A 23,557-nucleotide genomic window follows, 5' to 3' on the forward strand; every position below is an offset into this window, starting at 1 on the left:
GAGTAGGTGGAAAAGCGGAGGCAGCAGAACGGCTATGCAATTCTGATGCCCGATGCTGCCTTGCCACCGGACGCCAGCAACTATTTCCTCCTGTTATACAACCACTTCGCCGCCATTCCGTTCGGCGCCGGCGCCGGCCGCCAGCGCAAACAGCGTCGCCGACACCCGTTCCAATACGAAATCCACCTGCTCGTCGATCATCATGTGGGTCGTGTCGAGCAGTACGGCATCGGTGGCGCGGCGCAGGGGGCTTTCGGTGCGGGTGGAGTCGAGGTGGTCGCGCTTTCGCAGGTTTTCCACAATTTCCTCCACCGCCACTTGCTCGCCCTTCACGGCCAGCTCTTCCTGGCGGCGCTCGGCGCGGGTCACTACTTCGGCCGTCATGAACACTTTCACCTCGGCATCCGGAAAAACGGTGGTTCCGATGTCGCGGCCATCCATCACCACGCCCCGCTTGCGGCCCATGCGCTGCTGCTGCGCCACCATGGCGTGGCGCACGGCCGGAATGCTCGATACTTCGCTCACGAGGTTGGAAATCCGCATCTGCCGGATTTCGTCTTCCCGGATCTGGCCATCGAGGCACAACTCGTTGCGGCCGGTTTTGCGGTTGCGCTTGAAGCTGATGTGCATTTCGTGCAGGGCCTGCTCAATCTGCGGCAGGTTGTCGAAGGCAATGTCGTGCTCCAGCAGGTAGAGCGTCACGGCCCGGTACATGGCCCCGGTATCGATGTAGGCGTAGCCCAGTTCCGCAGCCACTGCCTTGGCCGTGGTGCTTTTGCCGCAGGAAGAGTAGCCATCGATGGCAATGACGATTTTTTTCATGGCTGATTCTCTCGGCACAGAGTGGCTGCTGGGTGAACTCACGAAATCCAGTTTTTGCGACGTGGCGCGGCAGCCAGTCGTTCGGGTATGCTCGCAAAAAACGCTGCCACCGACTCAGGCTGGCCCTTATCGAGTTGCTGCGCAATGCGGTAGAAAGGATTGAAAAAGCTGTTTTGCTGAATGCCCACGCCGGTTGTGCCATCCGGGCCCTGGGCCCATGTGCCGCCGTAGGTGCTTACCAGGCATTGCCCCAGAAAGCACCCCAGCGCCGTCACGATGCCCTCCCGGTCGGCAGGCTTGATGCCGGGCCGCTGGGCTTCGATGAACTCGTCGAGCCGTTGCACGGCAGCAGCGTCATAGGCATTTACCTGTAATTGCTGGCGCACCGCCTCGGCGGCGGCAAGTAAGGAGGCAACAGGGGATTCGGCGGGTGAAGACATAGGCAAAAAATTAGCGTCCTGACTGCGCAGCCGACTGTAAAAACCGGTGCGTCTGCCAGTCGGCGTAGCGTTCCAAAAGCTGCGCGGCATCACGCCGGAGGTGGTATTGTCCGGCCTGCAAGCCGGGCACCAGCTCCGGGTCGGTGCCGAGCAGGGTGAGCATAAGTTGGTTAAACTTAACCGTATTTGTTGGCAGCACTTGCCACGGCTCGTTGCCACTGCGCAGCAACATGCTGCTGGAAAGCGCGGTAGTGAGGGTAGCCGGCCGAGCGGGGTCGTAGCTGAGCAACTGGAAGCCCCCACCCCGGTAGAGCTGGCGGGCGAAGGCGGCGGGCACCAGGCGGGGCTGAGGGCGGCGCAGAAAGCGCCGACGCGGCATGGCTACTGCATCAGCGGCCACCACCGTATCACCCAGATACACAAACCGCTTCAGATCAGTGGGCGAATAGGCAGCAAAAACGCCTCCTTCGTCACGCAGATAGACCCGGTCGTTTTCCCATCCATCTATCTGTACTGTGTACCACTGCCCATCCAGCGCTTGGTAGCTGCCGGCATGGCCAGCGCCTCGCCGAAGCATAGGGTCGGCGGCTGGGGCAGGCACAGGAGCCGGAAACGCGGCAGCCCGACGCTGCGCCTGCGCTCCGGAAGGGCGTAAGCTCAGCAGCAGAAACAGCACAGCGCTGTACGACAGGTAAAATTTCACTGATCCGGGATTAGAGACAATTGACGTTGCATGCTGGCAGCAGCCCAACAGCCGGTGGCAGAGCAGTCGGCCAGTAGCTAATGACTATCACAGGGACAGGGCATCTTGCCAAATTTAGCTTTGCGCTTCATGGCCGAGGTTTTTTTCTGCTGAGGCGTACGACTGGCGCAGCCCGTAGCAGCAAGGCCCGAACCCAAAACCAGGGTGGCCATCAGCAAAGTCACAATCTTTCTCACCGGCACAGATTTTCGGCAAATATACGGTTCTTTACCCGTTGGCCGTGGCCTAACCTCAACTTTCCCCTCGCTTACCTCCTGCTATATGCCCGTCGGTTTTCAGCTTACAGCCAACGTCATCGACCTGTTTGCCAATACCATTACTCCTGCAATCCTACTGGTGGCCGATGGCCGGATTGCCGCCCTAACCCACACCGGCGCTACTACTCCCGACCCGGCGCTGCCGTATGCGCTGCCGGGTTTTGTGGATGCGCACGTGCACGTAGAAAGCTCGCTGCTGGTGCCCGCCGAATTTGCCCGGCTGGCCGTGGTGCACGGCACCGTGGCTACCGTTTCCGACCCGCACGAAATTGGAAATGTGCTGGGTGTTGAGGGCGTGGAGTTCATGCTCGAAAGCGGCCGACAGGTACCATTTAAGTTCTGTTTTGGGGCACCGTCGTGCGTGCCAGCCACCCCGTTTGAAACGGCCGGGGCCGAAATAACCGCTGCCGATATCGAGCAGTTGTTCCAGAATCCCGAAATCGGCTATCTGGCGGAGATGATGAACTGGCCCGGTGTGCTGCACCGCGACAAATTGGTGATGGAGAAAATCCGGCTGGCGCAGCAGTACGGCCGGCCCGTGGATGGCCACGCCCCAGGCCTGCGCGGCACCGATGCCAAGCGCTACGCCGAGGCCGGCATCAGCACCGACCACGAATGCTTCACGGCCGAAGAAGCCCTCGACAAGCTGGCCGTGGGCATGAAAATTCTGATTCGGGAAGGCTCGGCGGCCCGCAACTTCGATGCCCTAATCGAGCTGCTACCCGAGCATTACGAGCACCTGATGTTCTGCTCCGACGACAAGCACCCCGACACGCTGGTGCTAGGGCATATAAACCAGCTGGTGCAGCGGGCCGTGGCGCTGGGCCACGATGTACTGAAGGTGCTGCGCGTTGCCTGCCGCAACCCCGTAGAGCACTACCGGCTGCCCGTCGGGCTACTTCGGGAGAATGACCCGGCCGACTTTATCGTGGTGAATAACCTCATCGATTTCCGGGTGCAGCAAACGTATCTGAACGGTGAGCTGGTGGCTGAAAACGGCCAGACCCGTATTCCATCAGTGCCCGGTCGTGAGGTTAATAACTTTCATGCCCACATGGTGGCGCCGGCTGATTTCCGCTTGCCGGCTCCCAGTGCCAGCGAGTCGGTTATCCGGGTGATTGAGTGCTTCGATGGGCAGCTTATTACGGCCCGCCACGATGTACCAGCCCACGTTGAAGGTAGCCTAGTGATGCCTGATGTGGCACAGGATATACTCAAGCTGACTGTGGTAAACCGCTACCATGCGGCCCCGCCAGCAGTGGCGTTCATCAAAGGATTTGGCCTGAAGCGGGGCGCCCTGGCCAGCAGCGTCGGCCACGACTCGCATAACATCACGGCCGTCGGCTGTGACGATGAAAGCATAGCCCGGGCCGTGAACCTAGTGATGGAGGCGAAAGGTGGCTTGGCAGCGGTGGGTGCCAATGGCGAGGAACTGCTTTTGCCTCTACCTGTTGCTGGCCTCATGTCGGGGCAGGATGGCTACCGCGTAGCCGCCGACTATGCCGCAATTGATGCGCTGTCGAGGCGGCTAGGCTCGCCACTGGGCGCACCCTTCATGACGCTTTCATTCATGGCCCTGCTGGTTATCCCCAGCCTCAAGCTCAGCGACAAAGGCCTATTCGATGGGGAGTCGTTTCGGTTTGTGGAAGCCGTAGTCTAGCTGCCTACCGCCTGGCAAAAGAAAACGCCCACTGGTCAGACCAGTGGGCGTTTTTAGTGAGGGTGGTTGCGGACTATCTTAAGAATTATTCTGCCAGCGCAAACCGCTTTTTCATCAGTTTTTCCATCTTCTCCTCTGTCAGCGGCTTTGCCAAATACTCTACGTTGGGGTATTGGGCTACTCGCGCCGTATCAGCAGCGTGCATGGAAGTAGTGAGAACGGCCATGACAGTTCTTTCTTTGGCGGCCTCTGGCAGCTCGTCGTACAGCTTCAGAAACTCAAAGCCATCCATACCGGGCATTTTCAGATCCACGAACACGAGTTCCGGTATGTCATCGGGGCCAACTCCGGTCTGGTCGGGTCCCCACAGAAACTGGAATGCTTGCTCAGCACGGGAGAATGTGTGGATTCGGTCCGCTACCTCCAGCCGGTTCAGCAAACGATTGTTCAGGAAGCTGGTGGTTTCGTTGTCATCCACTAGCACCACATTGCGCAGCTTTTTCGACATAAGGCAAGAGTTTAGTTAGGGTAGGCTGTAAAGCGAGTGACTGAGCCGGCAGATGCAGCCGAGCTACAGCCAGCCCTGCGCACGCATCCAGTCGTCGTTGTAGATTTTGCCCAAATAGCGCGTGCCATGGTCGGGCAGAATAATAACCATGGTATCGTCCTCTTTCAGGTGCTCCCGGGCATATTCCAAGGCGCCATGCACAGCCGAGCCACAGGACCAGCCAACAAACAACCCTTCTTCTTTTGCCAGACGCCGTGTCATGACAGCAGCATCTTGGTCGGTTACTTTAATAAACAGGTCAATCAGATCGAAGTTAACATTTTTGGGCAAAATGTCTTCGCCAATGCCTTCGGTCTTATAAGGATAGATTTCGTTTTCGTCGAAAATACCCGTCTCCTTGTACTTTTTGAACACGGAACCATAGGTATCGAGGCCTACTGCTACTACGGCCGGGTTTTGCTCCTTGAGGTACTGTGCCGTGCCGCAAATTGTGCCGCCGGTGCCCACACCGCAGGCCAAATGCGTAATGGTGCCTTCCGTCTGCTTCCAGATTTCGGGGCCGGTGCCTTCGTAGTGCGCCGCCGTGTTCGACATGTTGTCGTACTGGTTCGGGTAGAACGAGTTGGGTGTTTCCTCACTCAAGCGCTTGGCCACGGAGTAGTAGGAGCGTGGGTCTTCGGGCGCTACGTCTACGGGGCATACCACCACCTGGGCTCCTACGGCGCGCAGAATGTCCTGCTTCTCCTTGCTCTGCTTGTCGCTCATCACGAAGATGCACTTGTAGCCACGGGCAATGGCTGCCAGCGCCAGGCCCATACCCGTGTTGCCGCTGGTACCCTCGATGATGGTGCCGCCGGGCTTGAGCAGGCCGGCTTTCTCGGCGTCCTCAATCATTTTCACGGCCATCCGGTCTTTCACCGAGTTGCCGGGGTTGAAGTATTCTACCTTGGCCAGAATGGTGCCTTTGATGCCATCGGTGACGCTGTTGAGCTTCACCAGCGGCGTATTGCCAATGGCTTCAATGATATTGTTCAGGTACATGCGTAAGCGTGAGAAGTGAGAGGGGGAATTTGCGTGAGAGAACCACAAAGGTACGGATTTCGGCCGGCCGCCCCAGCCAGTTGTTCTGTATTGTCCAGATACACTTTCCAAGATTTTCTCTTCAACTCACACTGCTATAGCTCTTTATCCCGGCGTTTTCAACTCCGGAATCATTCTGATGCCAACCGCAGATTCATCTGGTTGCCTTTCCTCTGATTCTCACCTTGCCCCGCCCCCAAAAAAGGCTACTTTTGCACACCGGTTGCCCCATAGGGGCCGCCTCCCCCACCCCAACCGAATAACTCCTCTAACCCCCTCTTCTAATGAGTGTTCTGGTAAATAAGGATTCTAAAGTGATAGTACAGGGCTTCACCGGCTCTGAAGGCTCGTTCCATGCGCAGCAGATGATTGAGTACGGTACCAACGTGGTTGGCGGCGTAACGCCCGGCAAAGGCGGTACCATGCACCTCGACCGTCCTGTGTTCAACACCGTAGCTGAAGCCGTAGAGCAGGCCGGTGCCGATACCAGCATCATCTTCGTGCCTCCGGCTTTCGCCGCCGACGCTATTATGGAAGCGGCCGACGCAGGCATTAAGGTTATCGTTACCATCACCGAAGGCATTCCGACCAAGGACATGATTGCGGTGAAGGAATACCTGAAAGGCCGAGAAGGCCTGCGCATGATCGGGCCGAACTGCCCCGGCGTGATGACGGCCGGCGAGTGCAAAGTGGGTATCATGCCCGGCTTTATCTTCACGAAAGGCAAAATCGGCATCGTTTCCAAGTCGGGCACACTGACGTACGAAGCCGTTGACCAGCTCACCAAAGCCGGCCTGGGCCAGACCACGGCCATCGGCATCGGCGGCGACCCCATCATCGGCACCACCACCAAAGAAGCGGTGGAGCTGCTGATGAACGACCCCGAAACTGAAGGCATCGTGATGATCGGTGAAATCGGCGGTGGCATGGAAGCCGAAGCGGCTCGCTGGATCAAGGAAACCGGCAACAAGAAGCCCGTGGTTGGTTTCATTGCCGGCCAGACGGCCCCTCCCGGCCGCCGCATGGGCCACGCCGGCGCCATCGTAGGCGGTGCCGACGACACGGCGGCGGCCAAGATGGCCATCATGCGCGAGTGCGGCATCCACGTAGTGGATTCGCCCGCCGAAATCGGCGACACCATGCTACGCGTACTGGGCGGTAAGTAAGCTTTCTGTTTTTGTTTAATAAAAAAAGCCCCGACGCGCGTCGGGGCTTTTTTATTAAACAATTTATATTTTGCATTAACCATAATCAAGACCATCCTGTTACTCAAATTTTAACGACCATGTATAAAACCGCTACTCTACTCATCACCTTGCTATCTGCGTTGCTTTGCCAATTTACTTATAGCCAAAACGTGCCAACTGTGACCTTATCGTCATCTAGTCTGGCAGGATTTACAACGGCGGTTGGTACCCCATCGGCCCAGCAACTTGTGCAGGTGAGCGGCAGCGGCCTGACTGGCAACGTGACGGCTACAGCTCCTACTGGATTCGAGATATCATGGACTTCGGGCAATAGCTTTGCTACATCTATTACCCTCACTCAGTCAAGCGGCATATTTACCAACGTGCCACTTTACGTACGTTTGACCGGGGCGGCACTTGGTTCTGTTAGTGGCAATGTAGTGGTGAGCAGTACGGGAGCTACAAACCAGTTATTGGCCGTTACTGGGACCGTAACGGCGGCTCCCACGCCGAATCCAGCTAGCGTCCTCACCAGCATTTCGCCAACTTCCGGCCCCGGCGGCACGCAGATGCTCATCAACTTTTATGGTACCGGTTTTGTGCCTGGTGCTACGGTCAGTTTTCAGGCCGGTTCGAGCAACATCACGGCTAACTACGTTTCCTCCACGCAGCTCACGGCGCTGGTTTTGCTGCCTAGCGTGGCCACTCCTTTGGTTTCGTATTTCTATGCTAGCAATCCACCGCCAGGCGGGGGCGGCAGTGGTGGCATGAAGTTTTTCACTGTCAATCCTAGCCCGCCTACCATTACCGGATTTTCGCCTACCAGCGGAGCACCGGGTACGCTGGTAACAATCAGAGGCACCAATCTTTATGTACCAAGCGGAAGCACTGCCATTTTTTTCGGCGGTACGCCCGCAGCCATTGCCCAAAGGGTGCCCAGTTCGACTGAGTATTACACTGTGGTTCCGGCGGGCGCTACTACTGGCTTTATCACGCTTACAAATAGTAATGGTGGTGCTGTTAGCCCTACACAATTTGTAGTACCGACTGCACAACCGCCCTTTTTTGAGGATTTTGAGCAAGGCACTAAAACCAGTTATGCTACCGCATCGGTGCAACTACCAAGTGGCGGCTGGACATTCGCAGAGTCGTTGATTGGCACTACGGCCGGCGCTGACAAGTTTAATGGTACTAAGTCGAGCCGGCTACGAGGGGGTGGCTTTTTGGAAATGGACACCGATAAACCTAACGGGGCGGGGATAGTAACGGTGAGTGCCGCCAACTATAGCACCGAAACAGGAGCGTCATTTGTGCCTGAAATATCAACTGATGGGGGTGTAACTTACAATAGCCTCTTGGGGAATACTTCCCCGCCCATTCTTACCAGCACACTTACCCAATACTCTTTTACTGCCAACCGCACGGGCAATGTCCGTTTTCGCTTTAGCAGCACGAATACTACGGCCGCAACCAATCCTCGCATCAACATCGACGACATTGGTATAACCGATTATAGTGTGCTGCACACGCAGACTATCCAGGCGCTACCAAACCTACAGATATTTCCGAATCCGGCGTCCGACCAGCTTGTAATTGAAGGAATTGGGAATGCACAGGTTTCCCTGTACGACCTACTGGGCAGGAATGTCCTAGCTCCCATTCAGCTAATAAAAGGGCAGCCACTGGCGTTGCCAACTTCTTTGCCAACAGGCAGCTACTTATTGCATGTACAGAACAAGGAAGGCCAGCGCATAGTACGTATTATAAAGAAATGATCATCCTTCCTGTCATACAGAAGTCTAGCCTAATTAGAGCATCTCATCCCTTGGTTATCGCCCAAAATAGGTAATCCTCATTCCGGCACCACGCCCACCTGAGGCTGATACAACAAATAGGGCCGCAAGACCACCCCAACACTGACCAGGAAACTGGGGCAAGTACGCTGACGTACGAAGCCTTAGACCAGCTCACCAAGCCGGCCTGGGTTAGACTACAGCCCTCGGCATTGGTGGCATGGAAGCCGAAGCAGCTCGCTGGATCAAGGAAACCGGCAACAAGAAGCCCACAGTTGGTTTCATTGCCGGCCAGACCGCGCCTCCCGGCCGCCGCATGGGTCACGCCGGCGCCATCGTAGGCGGTGCCGACGACACGGCGGCGGCCAAGATGGCCATCATGCGCGAGTGCGGCATCCACGTGGTGGATTCGCTCGCCGAAATCAGCGACACCATGCTGCGCGTACTGGGCGGTAAGTAATGCCGGCTCCTGCTACAGAATACAAAAGCCCCGGCCTGCGCCGGTGCTTTTTGTTTGGTCAACACTTTACCATGAGGCGGTAGCGTCAGGACTCCAAAGGGAGGGTCGGAATATCACGCCTGCACCTAGTAGAAGACTGGCTCCGCGGTTGAATCGAGCCCGGTGCGCTACTTCTGTATAAGGGTCAACCAAGCCCCGCCCGGGGACCGTGACAGACCAAGCTGTACTTACCTGAAGCTGCCAGCGGTTCTGAGTGCCCAGTGAATGCCGACAGAATGCATATGGTTCGTGCCGTAGTTGCTTATCGAGTGGGAGCTGGTAGCGGATGAAAGGCTCGTGCAGGTCTTGGGCACTTAGCTCTTTAAAGCCTACCTGCGTCAGCCGATAGCCAAATCCAATACTAATACGCTGGGCTTGATGTGTAAAACCCAACTGCCCGTATTCTTTGTGGTATCGGGCATCATAGTTGTTACTGAAGGCCAATAACAGCCCGAACTCGGATACGGTGCGTTGCGCGCTGCCAGCACCGGTACCAGCCATGCCCTGAATGGTCCAGTGGTTCGCTAGTGGAAAGTAGGCCCCTAGCCCTGCCTCGTATTGCAGTGTGCTAAACTTGTCTTGGCTGGTTCGCCCTAACGGTATACCGGGCCGCGCCGTGGCTCCGCCCAACACCAGCACATGCTTCACCGGCGAGTAGGCGGCCTTCACCTCCGCCCGCCCGGTGAACTGCACTTCGAGTTGCGCTTCGCCTTCGCCTCTGGCCCGAACCATAGGGGCATGAGGCTGCATGGGCGTATACACGGTGCAGGAAGAAACCAGCGCGGGCAGAGTTCCTGCTTTCAAGAGTTTGGGAATATCTGAAAGCATAGGAACGGTAGTTTTCTGATAAAATTGAAGCAATCCAGGCAGGTACTGGTAGCTGCGTTTAGGTTTTACAGACGCATCCTTAGATACCTCTTCCGAGGTAATGCCCTCAGCGGCGACTTCTCAGAAAAGGCTGCCACCCGATACCAATACCCAGGAAAGGGGTCGGAACGCCGGCAGAAAACCACCGGTCCGTCTGGGCGGCCGAATCCAGTTCGCCCGGAGCCTTCAGGTTGCTCAGCGACACGCCCATGGTGTATTGCCAGAACCAAGTGTCGCTCCACCCCAGATAACGACGCGTAGCCAGGGCCAACTCGTGGCGGTAGGTGCCGAAATCAGAAATGGCATTTCCTTCATTTGTTACACCCGTGTACTGAAGCCGCGAAAGCCGATAGGTGAGGCTGGCCGACCCGAAAACGCCGATCCAGGCAATGCCGGCCTGCCCAAACAGCTTACTGTACTGGCCTTTCCGCTGATCACAGCCCCAGACACAGGTTTTGCGGTCGACGGACGCAAGGCCACCACCGCCGGCAGCATTCACCAGCCAGCTGTTGCCCAGGGACCAGTAGCCGCCTATTCCCAGCTCGCCCTGCTGCGTGCGCAGATACTGCCGGCCACCGAGGTTCAGGCCGACAGAGCCAGCGCCGGTCAGCACCACGTGGTTCAGGGGCGAGTAGGCGGCCATAGCTTCCAGCCGCGCCGACGGCTGCACGCTAGCTGTCACTTCCAGCTGGCCGCTTTCTTCCACCAGCGGCATGGTGGGTGTCATGGGAGCATACACGCTACATCCCGTGAGGGCAAGGCCACATAGGGCGAATAAAACAGCTTTCATAGGGCGCTACTTAATGTCTGCCCGAAGTAGCTGCTCTTTCGGCTCAATCCCGAATCAATTCATCCGCTTATCAGACTTTTCCGGCGGCCTTTCCAGGTTACCCAAATCATCGAATACGCGCTTATTACACTCGAAAAAGGCTTTTGCGAATGATAAATTCTGACTTTTGCGTCACCCCGATTATCTTACTTTCCACCGGCCTGCCCGCCCAGGTTCACCACAATACCCAGCTGGAACACAGAGTTGGCCGCCTTCACGTATTTGCGCGGGATAAGGCCGAAGTTGCTGCCGCTGATGAGTTGAAGCTGTAGCGGGCCCAGCACTTCGATGCGGGTATAGGTGATGGGCTCGAAGAAGATGTTGTATTCGGAGGCGCGGGCCACGCCGTTGAGCCGAAACCCATTGAGGGTCACGTAGCTGGCGCGCAGAGCCGTGCCGTAGTTGAAAGGCCAGTCGCGGCCCAGGACGTGGAAGCTTTTCTTTTCCTTGGACGTGTAGTTCACCTGCAGGAAATATTTGTTGAGCGTGCCTTCGCGGGTTTCGGTGGGCACGTTGGTTTCGCGGCTGTATTCGGTGTATTTGGTACTGCCCACGCCCAGGCCGCCGTATACTTCCAGCACGCGCCGGTCCTGGCGGAGGCGGGTGAAATAGCCGAGGCCTCCTTCCACAAAATCGTGGTCCTGGGTCTGGCGGTTGTCTTTGGAGCCGAAGAAACTCTGCTTCTTATCGGCGTGCAGAAAGGAGGCCGACCCTATGACCCCCAGATGGTCGGTGACGGCATAGGCGCCCTGCACGGCCGTGTTCTGGCTGAAGTTGGTATGGATGCCGGCGCTCCACTCGCCCTTTTGCGTGAGCAGCGGCACCTGCGGCGGCGGCGGAAAATACAGTGACGTGCAGCCGGCCAGCAGGGGCAGCAGCAGAAGCAGAAGCGCGCGAAGCAAAACGGACATTGGAGGCGGTGGCAGGTCGGAAAAGAAGAACCGGAGGCAAAACGCGTAAAGCGGACTTTCGTTGTGTGGCAGCCGCAGGCTCGTCAGTTGCGTAGAGCCTGTCGGACCCACGCAGGGTAGGTTCCCGTTTTCAAACTTCGTGTTTTATGCCCAATACTCAGTACGACGCGCTTATTATCGGTTCGGGCCAAGCCGGCAATCCGCTGGCAACTGCGCTGGCCGACGCCGGCCAGCGTGTGGTTCTTGTAGAGGAAAATCTGCTGGGCGGGTCCTGCATCAACTATGGCTGCACGCCTGTGAAGGCCATGCTGGCCTCAGCGGAACGCGCCCACCAGTTGCGCACGGCCGCCGCCTACGGCATGCAGCCCCAGGAACCCGCCGTGGATATGGCGGCCGTGGTGACCCGCAAAGACGAAATAGTGCTGGCTATGCGCAACGGAGTGCGCAGCAATCTGACGCAGGAGCGCCCCGGCATTACGGTGCTGCACGGGCACGCTACGTTTGTGGGCCCGCGCACGGTGCAAGTGCAGTTGGCCGGCGGCAAAACCCAGCAACTGACCGCCCGCAAGGTGTTCATCAACACCGGTACCCGGGCCGCTGTTCCCGATATCGAAGGGCTGCAGGAAGTTCCGTTCCTGACTACCACCCAGCTCCTCGACCTGAAAGAACTGCCCGAGCACCTCGTGATTCTGGGCGGCGGCTACATCGGCCTGGAGTTCAGCCAGCTCTACCGGCGCTTAGGCAGCCGCGTCACGATTGTCGAGTCGCACCGGCAGCTGCTGGAGCGCGAAGACGACGACGCCTGCATCGGGCTGACGCGGGTGCTGGAAGCGGAGGGCGTGGAAGTGGTGCTGGGCGCCAAGGTCCGTAAAGTGAGCCATAACGAAGGCAGCTACACACTCACGGCGCAAACGGCCGCCGGGGAGCGGCGCATCCGGGGCACGCACCTGGTAGTAGCCACCGGCCGCCGCCCCAACACCGACACGCTGGGCCTGGGCGCGGCCGGCGTACAAACGGACGAAAAAGGCTACATCCAGGTGAATGCGCGGCTGGAAACCAACGTGCGCGGCGTGTACGCGCTGGGCGACGTACACGGCGGCCCCCAGTTCACGCACATCAGCTACGACGATTTCCGGGTGGTGCGCGACAACCTACTGCGCGGCAAGCGGCGCTCGGCCAAACAGCGGCCCCTGCCCTACTGTGTATTCACGGAGCCCCAGCTGGGCCGCATCGGGCTGAACGAGGACCAGGCCAAGGAGCAGGGCGTCTCGTACCGGGTGGCCACCATGCCGGTGCGCACCATCGGACGGGCCCGCGAAATAGGCCGCACGGAAGGCTTCTGGAAAGTGCTGGTCGGCGACGATGACCGGCTGCTGGGCGCCACGGTGCTGTGCGCCGAAGGGGGCGAAATCATGAGCATGTTTCAGCTGATGATGGCCGGCCGCCTGAAGTACCAGCAACTGCAGAACATGGTGCTCGCCCATCCCTGCTGGGCCGAGGGCCTGAACAACGTATTTACCAAGCTGGACAAGCCGAAGTAGCAGGTGTGCTATTAGCAGCAGATAATGCAGAGGAATCCTAGCTAGGCTTCTTCCGCATTATCGTTTCTTCGTCCTGCCCAACTGCTATCCTTATGCTCCGACGATTTCTCCTTTTCAGCGGGCTGCTGGCTGGTCTGAACGCCTGCTCTTCCGGCACCGTTTGCTACCTGAAATCAACTGAAGCAGATGGATTATCGACTGACTCGCCGGTGCTGATGAATGGCGTGAAGGTAGGTGCAGTAGAAAGGTTCAGCATAGAGCCAGACAGCCTGATTCTGGTGCGCCTGCAGCTCGCCAAAGACGTGGTACTACCTAATGACTCCCGCTTTCAATTGGAGCGCAGCCTGCTGGGCACTGGCAGCATCGTAGTGGTAGCAGGCCGAAGCCCGCAGCCGCTACGCCAAAACGACACCCTCCTGCTGGCCGTGCCTACTTCTGCCGACAGCAATCGGCTGCCGGCTGCCGGCCTGCTACAAGCGTTGTTCGGCAACAAACAGGACTCACTGCTCATCGAGCTTAGAAGACTGAACCGCAACCTGGAAAAGGCCAACAAGGACTAGCTTTTCACCTTTCGGGTAGATTCGGGCTGCCCAATTTCCAACCCGCTACTACCATGACTACCTTCGCCGAAACGCCCCGCCTGCTGCTGCGTGAGCTACAAGCTACCGATGTGCCCGGCATGTTCGCGCTGGACTCGGACCCGGAAGTGCACCGCTACCTCGGCAACCAACCCGTGCAGACGCTGGCGCAAAGCGAGGAAACCATTGCCTTTGTGCGGCGGCAGTACCAGGAAAACGGCATTGGACGCTGGGCCGTGGAGCTTAAAGAAACCGGTGAGTTTCTGGGCTGGGCCGGCCTGAAATTTGTCCGTGAGCCACTCAACAGGCACGTCGATTTCTATGATGTAGGCTACCGGCTTATTCGCCGCTACTGGGGAAATGGCTATGCCACGGAAGCAGCCCGCGCCTCCGTGGCGTATGGTTTCAACGTGCTGCGGCAGCCGGTGCTTTATGCCACAGCCGACATGCAAAACCTGGCGTCGCGCGCCGTGCTGGCGAAAGTGGGGTTTCAGCACTTGGGCGAATTCGAGTACGAAAGCGTGCCGACGGCGTGGCTGGAGGCGCGGGCCGTCGCTACTTCGCCTCCCGCCGCTTAGCCCCGAACCGGTGCGGATAGAAAACCACCCCCACTCCGGCCGTGAAAGCACTGTTGCGGATCCGCTCGTCATTATAGCCCCGGCTGGACACCTGCTGGCTCAAGCCGGCCGATACTCCCAGCGTCATCTGCAGCTGTGCCCAGCCCGGCCGCTGGCTTTTCCGGTCATTGCTCCGCAAAAAAAGCATCGGCTCACCGCGCAGCATCTGCTGAATGGGCAGCGGCTGGCCGTTGTAGGTAAGGGTGGTAAAAGTCACGTTTGTGAGCCGGTAGGTGGCACCCAGCATCACCCGGTCCCACTCATACGCCACGCCTAGCTGACCAAACAATTTGTAGTAGCGGGCCCGATACACCGCTACTTCATCGGTCGGATTAAAAAACAGATCCGGCTCCCGGAAGCCCCGCTCACCTACGGCATGTCCACCGCCCAGCAGGCCACTCAGCAGCAGCCGGTCGGTGGCGGGCAAGTACGTGCCCACGCCCACCTCGTACTGCCGGCTGTAGAAGTAGGTGGTATCGTAGCCGCCGCGTGGCCGGAGACTACCGACGGCGGTGAGCACCATATAGCGCAACGGCGAGTAAGCAGTTCCTGCATCGAAGCGGCTGGCGGGTAGCCAGGTGGCCTGTACCTCCGCCTGGCCGGCACCCCGCAGCATCGGCATGTGCGGCTGCATGGGCGAATACACCGAACATGCGCCCAACAGAAAACTCAGCAGTGCCGGCACGACGCCCACCATACTCCGGCGTCTATTTGCATGAGACAGGATGCCCATATAATTCACTAGTTTACAGAGGATAACTCCCAATAAATATCGTTTTCACATACTTTTTCCCGGCAGCTTACGCCCGGCACTTACTTCCTGCGGCTCAGCCGGAATGCCAGCACGCTTACCCGTCGGGTAGTCATCCGCTAATGTAGTATCCTCGCTATGGAAAAACGTCTGGCTCTGTGCTTCCTTGCTGTAATTCTGTTTCCAGCATCACTATTCGCCCAACGCCCTTTTGCGGTAGTGGCCGCTGCTCAGGTACACGGTATGAAGCCCCGTTTTGCTGACGACCAATTGGTAAATGCCCGCATCAGCTTATCTGCCCGTGTATACCGAAGTCTGACAGTTGGAGCACTAATAGGCTTATCCCCTACCGTGGCACTGCAGGCTACGGCTGGCTTCTCTTCCTATGGCCTAGCAGTCCGTAGGCAACTCGATTATTCCAAGCACCGGTACCAGAATTCAGATCTAAGTAGTACCCGCACAAACGCGCTTGAATTTGCTTTGGTAGCTCGTCGGTCCTTCGCAAGAACGCAGAACCCCAATCACGGGTGGTTTACAGATGCCGGACTGGATGTTTTTTATCTTGGAAATCGTGGCGAAATAGGGGGCATTGGTGGCTTGGGTATTGGAAACAGCAACACAGGCCCAACTGGTCCGGGCATAGCCGGCTCAGTGTCCGCTGTCAGTGGCAGTCCGTACCGCATCGGTCTGCGGGTGGGCGCTGCATCCGCGCCACACGCTGGCGCTGGAGCTGCTGGCCAGTGCCGGTCTGCGCGACCTGCAGCGGTTCCAGATGCAGTACGTGGTCTGGGAGCAGGGGCCGACCATCGACCCCAAGGCCTATACCAACACCCTGGCAACCCGCTTCAGCTTTGTCGGGCTGCAGGCCGCCTACCGGTTTCAGACGAACAGAATGCCAGCTCTACCCTAAGGCCGCTGACAGCACATATATTTGCTGCCGACTTCACAGAAAAAGCCCCCACAACTTGCGTTACGGGGGCTTTTTTCTTACGAAGCAGGTGTCTGCTTACTTGGCGTAGGCTACGGCGCGCATTTCGCGAATTACCGTGATTTTGATCTGGCCGGGGTACTGCATTTCCTTCTCGATTTTCTGGGAAATTTCGTAGCTCAGCTCCGAGGCACGTTCATCGGTTACGTTCTCAGCATCTACCATCACGCGCAGCTCGCGGCCGGCCTGAATGGCGAAGCACTGGTTCACGCCCTTGAAGCCGTTGGCGGTTTCTTCCAGCTGCTTGAGGCGCTTGATGTAGCTTTCCATCATCTCGCGGCGGGCACCGGGGCGCGAGCCGCTGATGGCGTCGCAGGCCTGTACGAGCGGCGAAATCATGGCCGTCATTTCGATTTCGTCGTGGTGGGCGCCGATGGCGTTTACCACGTCGGGGTGCTCCTTGTACTTCTTAGCCATTTCCATGCCCAGAATGGCGTGGGGTAGCTCGGGCTCCTCGGTGCTTACCTTGCCTATGTCGTGGAGCAGGCCGGCACGCTTGGCTTTCTTCACATCCAAGCCCATTTCGGCGGCCATGGTGGCGCAGAGGTTGGCTACTTCGCGCGAGTGCTGGAGCAGGTTCTGGCCGTAGCTGGAGCGGAAACGCATGCGGCCCACCATCTTAATCAGCTCGGGGTGCAGGCCATGGATGCCAAGGTCGATGATGGTTTTCTCCCCGATTTCGACGATTTCTTCGTCGATGTTCTTGCGGGTTTTGGCCACAATTTCCTCAATGCGGGCCGGGTGAATCCGGCCGTCTTTCACCAGCAAGTGCAAGCTCAGGCGGGCTACCTCGCGGCGCACCGGATCGAAGCCGGAGATGATGATGGCCTCCGGCGTGTCGTCCACGATGATTTCGACGCCGGTAGCGGCTTCCAGCGCCCGGATGTTACGCCCCTCGCGGCCGATGATCTTGCCCTTCACGTCGTCGGATTCGATGTTGAACACCGACACGCAGTTCTCAATGGCATGCTCGGCGGCGGTGCGCTGAATGGTTTCGAGCACGATTTTCTTGGCGTCCTTGGTAGCGGTGAGCTTGGATTGCGCTACCACGTCCTTGATGTAGGAAGAGGCCTGAATCTGAGCTTCGTTCTTGAGCGACTCTACCAGCTGTTCTCGGGCTTCGGCAGCCGTCAGGCCGGAAATGGTTTCCAGCTGCTGCTGCACGTGCTGCTGCTGCTCGGTGAGCTCCTGCGTGCGCTGCTCCAGCTCGGCTTCCACTTCCTGCTCGCGCTGCTCTAGCTTGGCCAGCTGGTTTTCGAGGGTGGCACGGCGCTTCTCTTCTTGGGCTTCCAGCTTTTCGCGCTGCTGCTGCGCCTGCGTTTCAATCCGCTCACGGGTGGCATCCAGCTCGGTTTCCTTGCGCTGAATCTGTTCCAGCTGGCGCTGGGTGGTCTGGGTGAGCTGCTTGATGCTTTGCTCCTGTTCTACTACAGCGGCACGGCGCTCGGTCAGCTCCTGCTCAAGGGCCTGCTTCTGGCGGCGGCTTTCCTGTTCCCACTCCTGCTTGAGGGTGCGGAACTTGTCTTTCGATTGTTGAATCCGCTCGTCGCGGGTGCGGGTGGCTTGCTGCTCGGCTTCGGCCAGCAGTTGTTGGGCGCGCGCTTTCGCGTCGGCCTCGTGGTCCTGCCGGGCCTTACCGGCCAGCAGGCGCCCCACCACGATGCCGACCACAAGGGCCAGCACGGCGGCAAGAGCAATATAAACAGAGGTGGACATGGGCTATGGATTAGAGGAAGTGTGGAAACTCCATAACCCGGCAAAAGGCCAGATGCCAAACAACCCCGCCGCGCCGTCTGCGCCACCGGGGTTTCAAGCTCTGCTAACTACGCGGGTGCGTGCGTCTGGTAGCTTCAGACGAGCACCACTCCCGACAGCAGCTCATCGAGGCGCGCGAGGCGCTCGGTCAGAACCGTGTCGGTACCATCTTTCTCCTTACTGACTTTCAGGCGGTCAGCCATCGTGGACAAGGCAATCATGGCCAGCAGATCCTGCTTGTCCTGAATGCCGTATTGCTCGCGAAATTCCTTGATCCGCTCACCCAGCAGGCGACCAGCCATACGGAGCCGCTCCTCATCCTGAGGCTCGACGCGCATCGGATAGTCCCGTTCGGCAATGCGGATTTTAATGGATAGTTCGCTCATGGGAGCAGTCGTGGGTGGGGTTGGGTGGTGATGGTTACTCCCTCAAATAGGCAAGGCACTTATCTATTTCGCGGATGTATTCGTTGAGGCGCAGTTTAAGCTCGTTGACATTGGCCGGTTCACCGGCTATGGTATTGACAAGTTTAGTGATATTCTCCTGATTGTGGAAATCCTTCAGCTGCCGCTCCCGGTCGCGCACGTCGGCCCGGAGCTGCTCAACTGTAGTTTGGGCATCAGCCAGCTCCTCGCGCAACTGCTGATAGGCAGTCACTAAGGTGTTCACCTGCCGCTCCAGGCGGTCTAGTTGAGCAAGTTGCTGGGAGGAAGCCATGCAGATAAAGAATTTTCAGGCAGGTAAGGTAAGTAGTAGCGCGAACTTTGCCATTCCCTTTTCACAGCCCTATAGTTCAGGTTACTGAATCAATAGCCCAGCAATAGGTGAATTTGCCGGCTCGCGCTACTTGCTACCGCCGGATGACGGCACCGGCCTGCTGCTCGAACTGCTGGATGAGGCGGTTCATCACCGAGTCGATGGACTGGTCAGTGAGGGTTTGGGTGCTGTCCTGCAGGAAGAAGCTGACCGAGTAGGACTTCTTGCCCGCGCCCAGGTTTTCGCCTTCGTACACGTCGAACACATTCACCTGCTGCAGGAGTTTCTTCTCGGTGCGGCGGGCAATCTGCTGCAACTGGTCGAAGGTGACGGTTTTATCTACGACGAGGCTCAGGTCGCGGCGTACTTCCGGGAACTTGGGCAGCTCGCGGGCCACGAGGCTGTTCTTGTACTTCTTCATCAGCCAGTCCCAGTCCAGCTCGGCGTACCACACGGGCTGGCTCACGTCCAGCTTCTTCAGAATGGCACCCGAAACAGCTCCAAGCTGAGCTACCGGCTGGTTCTGGGCCAGCAGCGTAAGGCCGCCCGCTAAATACGGGTGCTGCACCGGCTGCGAGGTGGCGGCAGGGAAGCCCAGCGAAGCCAGTACCTGTTGCACCGCGCCGGCCAGCTGGTGGTAGGTGCTTTTATCGGACTTCTGCTGCCAGGTTTCGGCGGCAGTGTTGCCGGTCAGGTAGATGACGAGCTGATTCTTCTCGTCGTACTCGCCGTTGGCTTTGCGGTGGTAGGTTTTGCCGAACTCGTAGAGCTTCAGGTCGCGCTGGCGGCGGTTTACGTTGTGGCGCACCACTTCCAGGCCGCTGTGCAACAGCGTGGGGCGCAACACGTTCAGGTCGGCGCTGTTGAAGTTGAGCAGGCGCACCAGCGACTCGTCCGTTTCGCCTTCCTTCTCGAAGTAGAGCGAGTTGGTGATGGAGTTGGTGATGATTTCGGAGAAGCCCTGCCCGCTGAGCAGCCGCGCCGTATTCTGGCGGATAATTTCCGGGTCGGGGTTCGGGAACGTAGCCAGGAACGAGGCCGAGTTGTGCGGACGCAAAGCCACATGGTTGTAGCCGTAGATGCGCAGAATTTCCTCAATCACATCGGCCTCGCGGGTCACGTCTACCTTGTGCGGCGGCACTGACAATATCCACTCAGCCTGTCCTTTCTCATCCTGCAACTCTTCGGCAATCAGGATATCAAGGTCGGTGAGGATCTGGCGAATCCGCTCGGACGCAATGAACTGGCCTACCAGCTTCTCGACGCGCGGCAGGCGCAGCCGCACCGGGAAGTGCGCCATGTGCGTGGGGTACTCGTCTACGATGGGGGCGGCTATGGTAGCGCCGGCCACTTCCTGCAGCAGCAGCGCCGCTCGCTTCAGGGCCACAGGCACCATGTGCGGGTCGGTGCCCCGCTCGAAGCGGAACGAGGCGTCTGTTTTGAGCTGGTGTACCTGGCCGGTTTTGCGCACGGCAGCGGGCTGGAAGTAGGCGCTTTCCAGGAACACGCGGGTGGTAGCGTCTGACACGCCCGAGGTTTTGCCCCCGAATACGCCGGCCAGCGCCATTGGAGCGCCGTTGGCATCGGCAATAACCAGGTCTTCGGCGCGCAGGGTGCGCTCGGTGCCGTCGAGGGTCGTGAACTTCTCGCCCGCCTCGGCACGCTTCACCCGGATGTGGCTGCCCGTAATCTGGTCGGCGTCGAAGGCGTGCAGGGGCTGGCCCAGCTCGTGCAGCACGAAGTTGGTGACGTCTACCACGTTGTTGATGGGTGCCAGACCGATGCTGCGCAGGCGGCGCTGCAGCCACTCCGGCGACGGGCCTACCTGCACACCCGTCAGCAGCAGGCCGGCGTAGCGCGGGCTGGCTTCGGCGTCCTCAATGGTCACCTGGATGTTCTGGGCGGCCTCCGAAGGTGCGTGGAACTGGCTGATATCGGGCAGGTGGCAGGGCTGGCGGAGCAGGGCGCGCAGCTCGCGGGCTACGCCGAAGTGCGAGGCGGCGTCGGCGCGGTTAGGCGTCAGCCCGATTTCGAATACGGAGTCGGAGCCCAAGCCGAAGTAGTCGGCAGCGGGCGTGCCGTTGGGCAGGTCGGTGTCCAGCACCATGATGCCGGCGTGGCTCGTGCCCAGCCCGATTTCATCCTCGGCGCAAATCATACCCTCGGAGGCCGCGCCGCGAATCTTGGACTTCTTGATTTTGAATGGTTCGCCCTGCGCCGGGTAGAGCATGGCACCTTCTAGGGCCACTACCACGCGCTGGCCGGCGGCCACGTTGGGGGCGCCGCACACAATGCTGCGCGGCGTACCGTCGCCGACGTCTACGGTGGTGAGGCTGAGCTTGTCGGCGTCGGGGTGTTTCTCGCGGGTCAGGACGGTGCCCAGCACTATGCCGCGCAGGCCGCCCGGCACGCTTTCCAGCTCCTCAATGCCTTCCACTTCCAGACCGGAGCCAGTGAGCAGCTTCCCGATTTCCTCGGCGGGCTTATCGGTGGAAATGAGCGTGCGGAGCCAGTCGTAAGATATTTTCATTACAAATTTCGGTTGTCGGTTGCCCGTAGTCAGGCGCTAAAAGAGCCGATTGGAAGGGCAAAGGTACGGATTCGGGCGGGCGGCTTCAATGCCCGCACAGGCCGGGGCCGGCGGGGCAGCGCGGCCGGCGGGGCGGCTACTCGTGAAACGCCAGTTCGCCGGCCTTGATTTCGACGGGCAGGCGGTTGTCCTGGGGCGGCACGGGGCAGGCAAACCCGTCGTTGTAGGCGCAGAACGGGTTGTAGGCTTCGTTGAAATCAAGCACTATTTCCGTGTCGCCGGCGGCGGGCAGGGCGGCATCGAGGTAGCGGCCTCCGCCGTAGCTGCCGTGGCCGTTGGTACGGTCGGTGAAGGGCACGAAGAGCGTGGAGTCCTGGCCATTAGCCTTGCGGAACAGCGTGAGCTTGTACTCCTGCTTGTTGAGAATGAAGGAGGCGCGGCCCCAGCGCAGGTACTTGTCGGCTTTGCCATCGGTGAGGGGCATTTCCACGGTGTCGCGCTGCGCGAAAGCCTCCAGCTGCGCCTCGAAGCGGTAGGCTTTGTCGGGGGCGTAGTACTTGAGGCTGTCGAAGGTGTTGCGCTGCTCCTCGCTGAGGGGGGAGCCCTGCACGCGCCGGAAACTGTCGGTTTTGTCCTGCCGGGCTTTGCGCAGGCGGGCAGCATACTGGCCGTCGTTCAGCACCAGATCCTGCAAAAAGTAACCGAACACGACGAGCAGGCCGAGGCCGATAAGTAGCTTGGGGTTGATACGCATGGCCGCAAAGGTACCGGTTGCGGCCCAAGTGGGGTGCGGGCTGCTCGAGGCGGTTTTGCTTTAGCCGGGAGGTGTTTTGCTTCAGTTGGATGATGTTTCGTATTGGTCGGAGGGTGTTTCGTGTTGGTCGGGAGGTGTTTTGCTTCGGTCCGGAAGTGTTTCGTCGTAGTCGGGAGGTGTTTTCGATTGGTCCGGGGGTGTTGCGGCTTGGTCCGGGGGTGTTTTGCCTCAGTCGGGAGGTGTTTTCGGGTTGGCGGAGGGTGTTTTGCGTTGGTCGGGAGTAGAGACGCCATATTTTGCGTCTCGTCGTTGAACGACCGGAACTGCGCTTTGCCACCCAGGCGGCGCGGACGACGAGACGCGAATACGCGTCTCTACATCGTTTCGGAAGGCGGTTAGTGGTTCCTGTGACCGAAGCGCCGCTTCGGGGTATTGTTTACAGCATGCCTTCGTCGGCGAAGCTGTAGTATCCCGCATCGGTGTAGATGAGGTGGTCGAGGATGGGCAGGTCGAGGAACTGGCCGGCTTCCTTGAGCTTGCGGGTGAGGGCAATGTCGGCGGCGCTGGGGTTGCGGTTGCCGCTGGGGTGGTTGTGCACGAGGATAACCGACGAGGCCAACTGCTCCAGCGCCTCCTTGAAAATCAGTTTCGGGTCGGCGACGGTACCGGCCACGCCGCCCCGGCTGATGCTAACGGTGCGCATCACCACGTTGGCGCGGTTGAGCAGCACCACCCAAAACTCTTCGTGCGGCAAATCCTGCAGGTGCGGCTGCACCACACGGTAGATGTCGCGCGAGTTGGTGATGGTGGTGCGGGCCGGCGCATCGGCCTCTTTACGGCGGCGGCCCAGCTCCAGGGCGGCCACAATGGTTATGGCTTTGGCCTCGCCGATGCCTTTCTGGCGCATCAGCTCTTTCAGCGAGAAGCGGGCCAGCGCGTTCAGGTCGTTGTTGGCAGCGTTCAGTACCAGCTTGGCTACATCCACAGCCGATAGTTTGGCGGTACCGGAGCCCAGCAGAATGGCCAGCAGCTCGGCATCAGAAAGGGCGGCGCGGCCTTTCTGCATCAGCTTTTCGCGGGGCCGGTCTTCCTCGGCCCAGCTTTTGATGCCGAAGGAAGCCGGCGTTTCGTACGGGGCCGGTGTAGGGCCGGCGGGTATATTTGCGGTCAGATTGTCAACCTCTTGCATAGGGCACCGTTGTTGTAGCGCCCGGAAAATAAAGCAAAAACCCCGTTTCCCCGTCTACTCCATTGCACCTGCCCGGTGAACCAATTCCGGCTGGCCGAGTTTCTACCCCCGATATGTTTCGTTCTCTTTCTGGTATTCTGTTTCTGCTGCTGTTTCTGGCCGCCGAATGGTACGGCTTCCAGGCCGTTCGTACGGCGCTGCACAGCGCTTCTCCTGTCACGCGCAAAACCGCTGATTTCCTTTACTGGCTCCTGACGGTGCTGCTCTGGGGCATTGCCATCTGGGCTATGGCTACCCGGGCGCAGGGCCACGCGCCCTACAAAGCCTACCTGACCAGCGTATTGCTGGGGCTGCTGGTAGCTAAACTGGTCGTGCTGCTGTTCCTGTTTCCCGAAGACCTGGTGCGAGGCGTCCGCTGGCTGGTCCGGCGCTTTTCCGGCCAGCCGGCCAACGCGTCGGGCACGGCCATTTCGCGCAGCGAA

The 23,557-nt window shown here is 59.1% G+C and carries 21 protein-coding genes and 2 pseudogenes; 8 read left to right on the top strand and 15 right to left on the bottom strand.

The genetic code is table 11. From position 1 onward, the window contains the following. Positions 1-93: 93 nt before the first annotated feature. Genes cmk through IC231_RS12580 form a run of 3 tightly spaced genes read right to left on the bottom strand, consistent with a single transcriptional unit; the run spans position 94 to position 1,965 of the window. Positions 94-822 (bottom strand): (d)CMP kinase, encoded by a 729-nt coding sequence (cmk, locus tag IC231_RS12570; protein WP_190784830.1) that lies wholly within the window; start codon positions 820-822, stop codon positions 94-96. 38 nt (positions 823-860) lie between these two features. Next, a complete protein-coding gene (locus tag IC231_RS12575; protein WP_185887545.1) occupies positions 861-1,262 on the bottom strand; it encodes a hypothetical protein in 402 nt (133 codons plus the stop codon). A gap of 10 nt (positions 1,263-1,272) precedes the next feature. After that, the gene (locus tag IC231_RS12580) at positions 1,273-1,965 is read right to left on the bottom strand and encodes a hypothetical protein (RefSeq protein ID WP_190784831.1); all 693 of its coding nucleotides are present in this window, start codon (positions 1,963-1,965) and stop codon (positions 1,273-1,275) included. 321 nt (positions 1,966-2,286) lie between these two features. Here IC231_RS12580 and ade point away from each other — a divergent pair, with 321 nt between their 5' ends. Beyond that, positions 2,287-3,942: an adenine deaminase gene (ade, locus tag IC231_RS12585; RefSeq protein WP_190784832.1), complete on the top strand. Its 1,656-nt coding sequence runs from the start codon at positions 2,287-2,289 to the stop codon at positions 3,940-3,942. Between the two features lie 85 nt (positions 3,943-4,027). Here ade and IC231_RS12590 read toward each other — a convergent pair whose 3' ends face one another. Both IC231_RS12590 and IC231_RS12595 read right to left on the bottom strand, forming a co-directional pair. Continuing rightward, on the bottom strand, positions 4,028-4,450 hold the full coding sequence (locus IC231_RS12590) for a response regulator (protein WP_190784833.1): 423 nt from the start codon (positions 4,448-4,450) through the stop codon (positions 4,028-4,030). Positions 4,451-4,516: 66 nt separating this feature from the next. Then, positions 4,517-5,491 (bottom strand): annotated as a pseudogene (locus IC231_RS12595) (PLP-dependent cysteine synthase family protein); the annotation flags it as partial. Positions 5,492-5,814: 323 nt separating this feature from the next. Between IC231_RS12595 and sucD the strand changes: the two are divergent. The 3 genes and pseudogenes from sucD to IC231_RS12610 all read left to right on the top strand — a co-directional run. Beyond that, entirely contained in the window at positions 5,815-6,696 is an 882-nt protein-coding gene (gene sucD / locus IC231_RS12600; RefSeq protein WP_190784834.1) for a succinate--CoA ligase subunit alpha, read from the top strand. An 11-nt stretch (positions 6,697-6,707) separates the two neighbouring features. Then, positions 6,708-8,492, top strand: coding sequence for an IPT/TIG domain-containing protein (locus IC231_RS12605; RefSeq protein WP_190784835.1), 1,785 nt, complete (start codon positions 6,708-6,710; stop codon positions 8,490-8,492). A 158-nt stretch (positions 8,493-8,650) separates the two neighbouring features. Beyond that, a pseudogene (locus tag IC231_RS12610) lies at positions 8,651-8,970 on the top strand (succinate--CoA ligase subunit alpha); the annotation flags it as partial. A 66-nt stretch (positions 8,971-9,036) separates the two neighbouring features. On the opposite strand, the gene IC231_RS12615 reads toward IC231_RS12610, so the two are convergent. The 3 genes from IC231_RS12615 to IC231_RS12625 form a co-directional block, all read right to left on the bottom strand. Next, the gene (locus tag IC231_RS12615; RefSeq protein WP_190784836.1) at positions 9,037-9,837 is read right to left on the bottom strand and encodes a hypothetical protein; all 801 of its coding nucleotides are present in this window, start codon (positions 9,835-9,837) and stop codon (positions 9,037-9,039) included. A 106-nt stretch (positions 9,838-9,943) separates the two neighbouring features. Beyond that, on the bottom strand, positions 9,944-10,603 hold the full coding sequence (locus IC231_RS12620; protein ID WP_190784837.1) for a hypothetical protein: 660 nt from the start codon (positions 10,601-10,603) through the stop codon (positions 9,944-9,946). A gap of 248 nt (positions 10,604-10,851) precedes the next feature. Then, positions 10,852-11,616, bottom strand: a complete 765-nt coding sequence (locus IC231_RS12625) for a hypothetical protein (RefSeq protein WP_190784838.1) — start codon at positions 11,614-11,616, stop codon at positions 10,852-10,854. 146 nt (positions 11,617-11,762) lie between these two features. Between IC231_RS12625 and IC231_RS12630 the strand changes: the two genes are divergently transcribed. From IC231_RS12630 to IC231_RS12640, 3 genes are all read left to right on the top strand, one after another. Then, a complete protein-coding gene (locus IC231_RS12630; RefSeq protein WP_190784839.1) occupies positions 11,763-13,157 on the top strand; it encodes a mercuric reductase in 1,395 nt (464 codons plus the stop codon). 92 nt (positions 13,158-13,249) lie between these two features. Continuing rightward, on the top strand, positions 13,250-13,717 hold the full coding sequence (locus tag IC231_RS12635) for an MlaD family protein (protein ID WP_190784840.1): 468 nt from the start codon (positions 13,250-13,252) through the stop codon (positions 13,715-13,717). 53 nt (positions 13,718-13,770) lie between these two features. Then, positions 13,771-14,313 carry a GNAT family N-acetyltransferase gene (locus IC231_RS12640; protein WP_190784841.1) on the top strand — a complete coding sequence of 181 codons (543 nt, stop codon included), beginning with the start codon at positions 13,771-13,773 and terminating at the stop codon, positions 14,311-14,313. Here IC231_RS12640 and IC231_RS12645 read toward each other — a convergent pair. Next, positions 14,291-14,986 (bottom strand): hypothetical protein, encoded by a 696-nt coding sequence (locus tag IC231_RS12645; RefSeq protein WP_190784842.1) that lies wholly within the window; start codon positions 14,984-14,986, stop codon positions 14,291-14,293. The genes IC231_RS12640 and IC231_RS12645 overlap by 23 nt on opposite strands. A gap of 781 nt (positions 14,987-15,767) precedes the next feature. Here IC231_RS12645 and IC231_RS12650 point away from each other — a divergent pair. Then, the gene (locus tag IC231_RS12650; protein WP_190784843.1) at positions 15,768-16,013 is read left to right on the top strand and encodes a hypothetical protein; all 246 of its coding nucleotides are present in this window, start codon (positions 15,768-15,770) and stop codon (positions 16,011-16,013) included. A gap of 96 nt (positions 16,014-16,109) precedes the next feature. Here IC231_RS12650 and rny read toward each other — a convergent pair whose 3' ends face one another. The 6 genes from rny to radC form a co-directional block, all read right to left on the bottom strand. Further along, a complete protein-coding gene (gene rny, locus IC231_RS12655; RefSeq protein ID WP_190784844.1) occupies positions 16,110-17,807 on the bottom strand; it encodes a ribonuclease Y in 1,698 nt (565 codons plus the stop codon). Between the two features lie 134 nt (positions 17,808-17,941). Further along, entirely contained in the window at positions 17,942-18,232 is a 291-nt protein-coding gene (locus IC231_RS12660) for a cell division protein ZapA (RefSeq protein WP_044014150.1), read from the bottom strand. Between the two features lie 34 nt (positions 18,233-18,266). Further along, positions 18,267-18,563, bottom strand: a complete 297-nt coding sequence (locus IC231_RS12665) for a hypothetical protein (protein WP_044014152.1) — start codon at positions 18,561-18,563, stop codon at positions 18,267-18,269. Between the two features lie 133 nt (positions 18,564-18,696). Further along, the gene (gene pheT, locus IC231_RS12670; protein WP_190784845.1) at positions 18,697-21,132 is read right to left on the bottom strand and encodes a phenylalanine--tRNA ligase subunit beta; all 2,436 of its coding nucleotides are present in this window, start codon (positions 21,130-21,132) and stop codon (positions 18,697-18,699) included. A 136-nt stretch (positions 21,133-21,268) separates the two neighbouring features. Beyond that, the gene (locus IC231_RS12675) at positions 21,269-21,886 is read right to left on the bottom strand and encodes a DUF1684 domain-containing protein (protein WP_190784846.1); all 618 of its coding nucleotides are present in this window, start codon (positions 21,884-21,886) and stop codon (positions 21,269-21,271) included. A gap of 436 nt (positions 21,887-22,322) precedes the next feature. Next, entirely contained in the window at positions 22,323-23,075 is a 753-nt protein-coding gene (gene radC, locus IC231_RS12680; protein ID WP_190784847.1) for a RadC family protein, read from the bottom strand. Between the last annotated feature and the right edge of the window lie 482 nt (positions 23,076-23,557).

It is taken from the genome of Hymenobacter duratus (genome assembly GCF_014698995.1).
Taxonomy (GTDB): Bacteria; Bacteroidota; Bacteroidia; order Cytophagales; family Hymenobacteraceae; genus Hymenobacter; species Hymenobacter duratus.

Bases quoted from the DNA above. Each gene is read 5' to 3' on its own strand.
- IC231_RS12575 (WP_185887545.1), bottom strand. From the start codon at position 1,262: ATGTCTTCACCCGCCGAATCCCCTGTTGCCTCCTTACTTGCCGCCGCC.
- IC231_RS12635 (WP_190784840.1), top strand. From the start codon at position 13,250: ATGCTCCGACGATTTCTCCTTTTCAGCGGGCTGCTGGCTGGTCTGAAC.
- IC231_RS12645 (WP_190784842.1), bottom strand. From the start codon at position 14,986: ATGCAGCCGCACATGCCGATGCTGCGGGGTGCCGGCCAGGCGGAGGTA.
- IC231_RS12590 (WP_190784833.1), bottom strand. From the start codon at position 4,450: ATGTCGAAAAAGCTGCGCAATGTGGTGCTAGTGGATGACAACGAAACC.
- IC231_RS12640 (WP_190784841.1), top strand. From the start codon at position 13,771: ATGACTACCTTCGCCGAAACGCCCCGCCTGCTGCTGCGTGAGCTACAA.
- IC231_RS12625 (WP_190784838.1), bottom strand. From the start codon at position 11,616: ATGTCCGTTTTGCTTCGCGCGCTTCTGCTTCTGCTGCTGCCCCTGCTG.
- IC231_RS12660 (WP_044014150.1), bottom strand. From the start codon at position 18,232: ATGAGCGAACTATCCATTAAAATCCGCATTGCCGAACGGGACTATCCG.
- IC231_RS12620 (WP_190784837.1), bottom strand. From the start codon at position 10,603: ATGACACCCACCATGCCGCTGGTGGAAGAAAGCGGCCAGCTGGAAGTG.
- IC231_RS12615 (WP_190784836.1), bottom strand. From the start codon at position 9,837: ATGCTTTCAGATATTCCCAAACTCTTGAAAGCAGGAACTCTGCCCGCG.
- ade (WP_190784832.1), top strand. From the start codon at position 2,287: ATGCCCGTCGGTTTTCAGCTTACAGCCAACGTCATCGACCTGTTTGCC.
- sucD (WP_190784834.1), top strand. From the start codon at position 5,815: ATGAGTGTTCTGGTAAATAAGGATTCTAAAGTGATAGTACAGGGCTTC.
- cmk (WP_190784830.1), bottom strand. From the start codon at position 822: ATGAAAAAAATCGTCATTGCCATCGATGGCTACTCTTCCTGCGGCAAA.
- IC231_RS12630 (WP_190784839.1), top strand. From the start codon at position 11,763: ATGCCCAATACTCAGTACGACGCGCTTATTATCGGTTCGGGCCAAGCC.
- rny (WP_190784844.1), bottom strand. From the start codon at position 17,807: ATGTCCACCTCTGTTTATATTGCTCTTGCCGCCGTGCTGGCCCTTGTG.
- IC231_RS12665 (WP_044014152.1), bottom strand. From the start codon at position 18,563: ATGGCTTCCTCCCAGCAACTTGCTCAACTAGACCGCCTGGAGCGGCAG.
- pheT (WP_190784845.1), bottom strand. From the start codon at position 21,132: ATGAAAATATCTTACGACTGGCTCCGCACGCTCATTTCCACCGATAAG.
- radC (WP_190784847.1), bottom strand. From the start codon at position 23,075: ATGCAAGAGGTTGACAATCTGACCGCAAATATACCCGCCGGCCCTACA.
- IC231_RS12675 (WP_190784846.1), bottom strand. From the start codon at position 21,886: ATGCGTATCAACCCCAAGCTACTTATCGGCCTCGGCCTGCTCGTCGTG.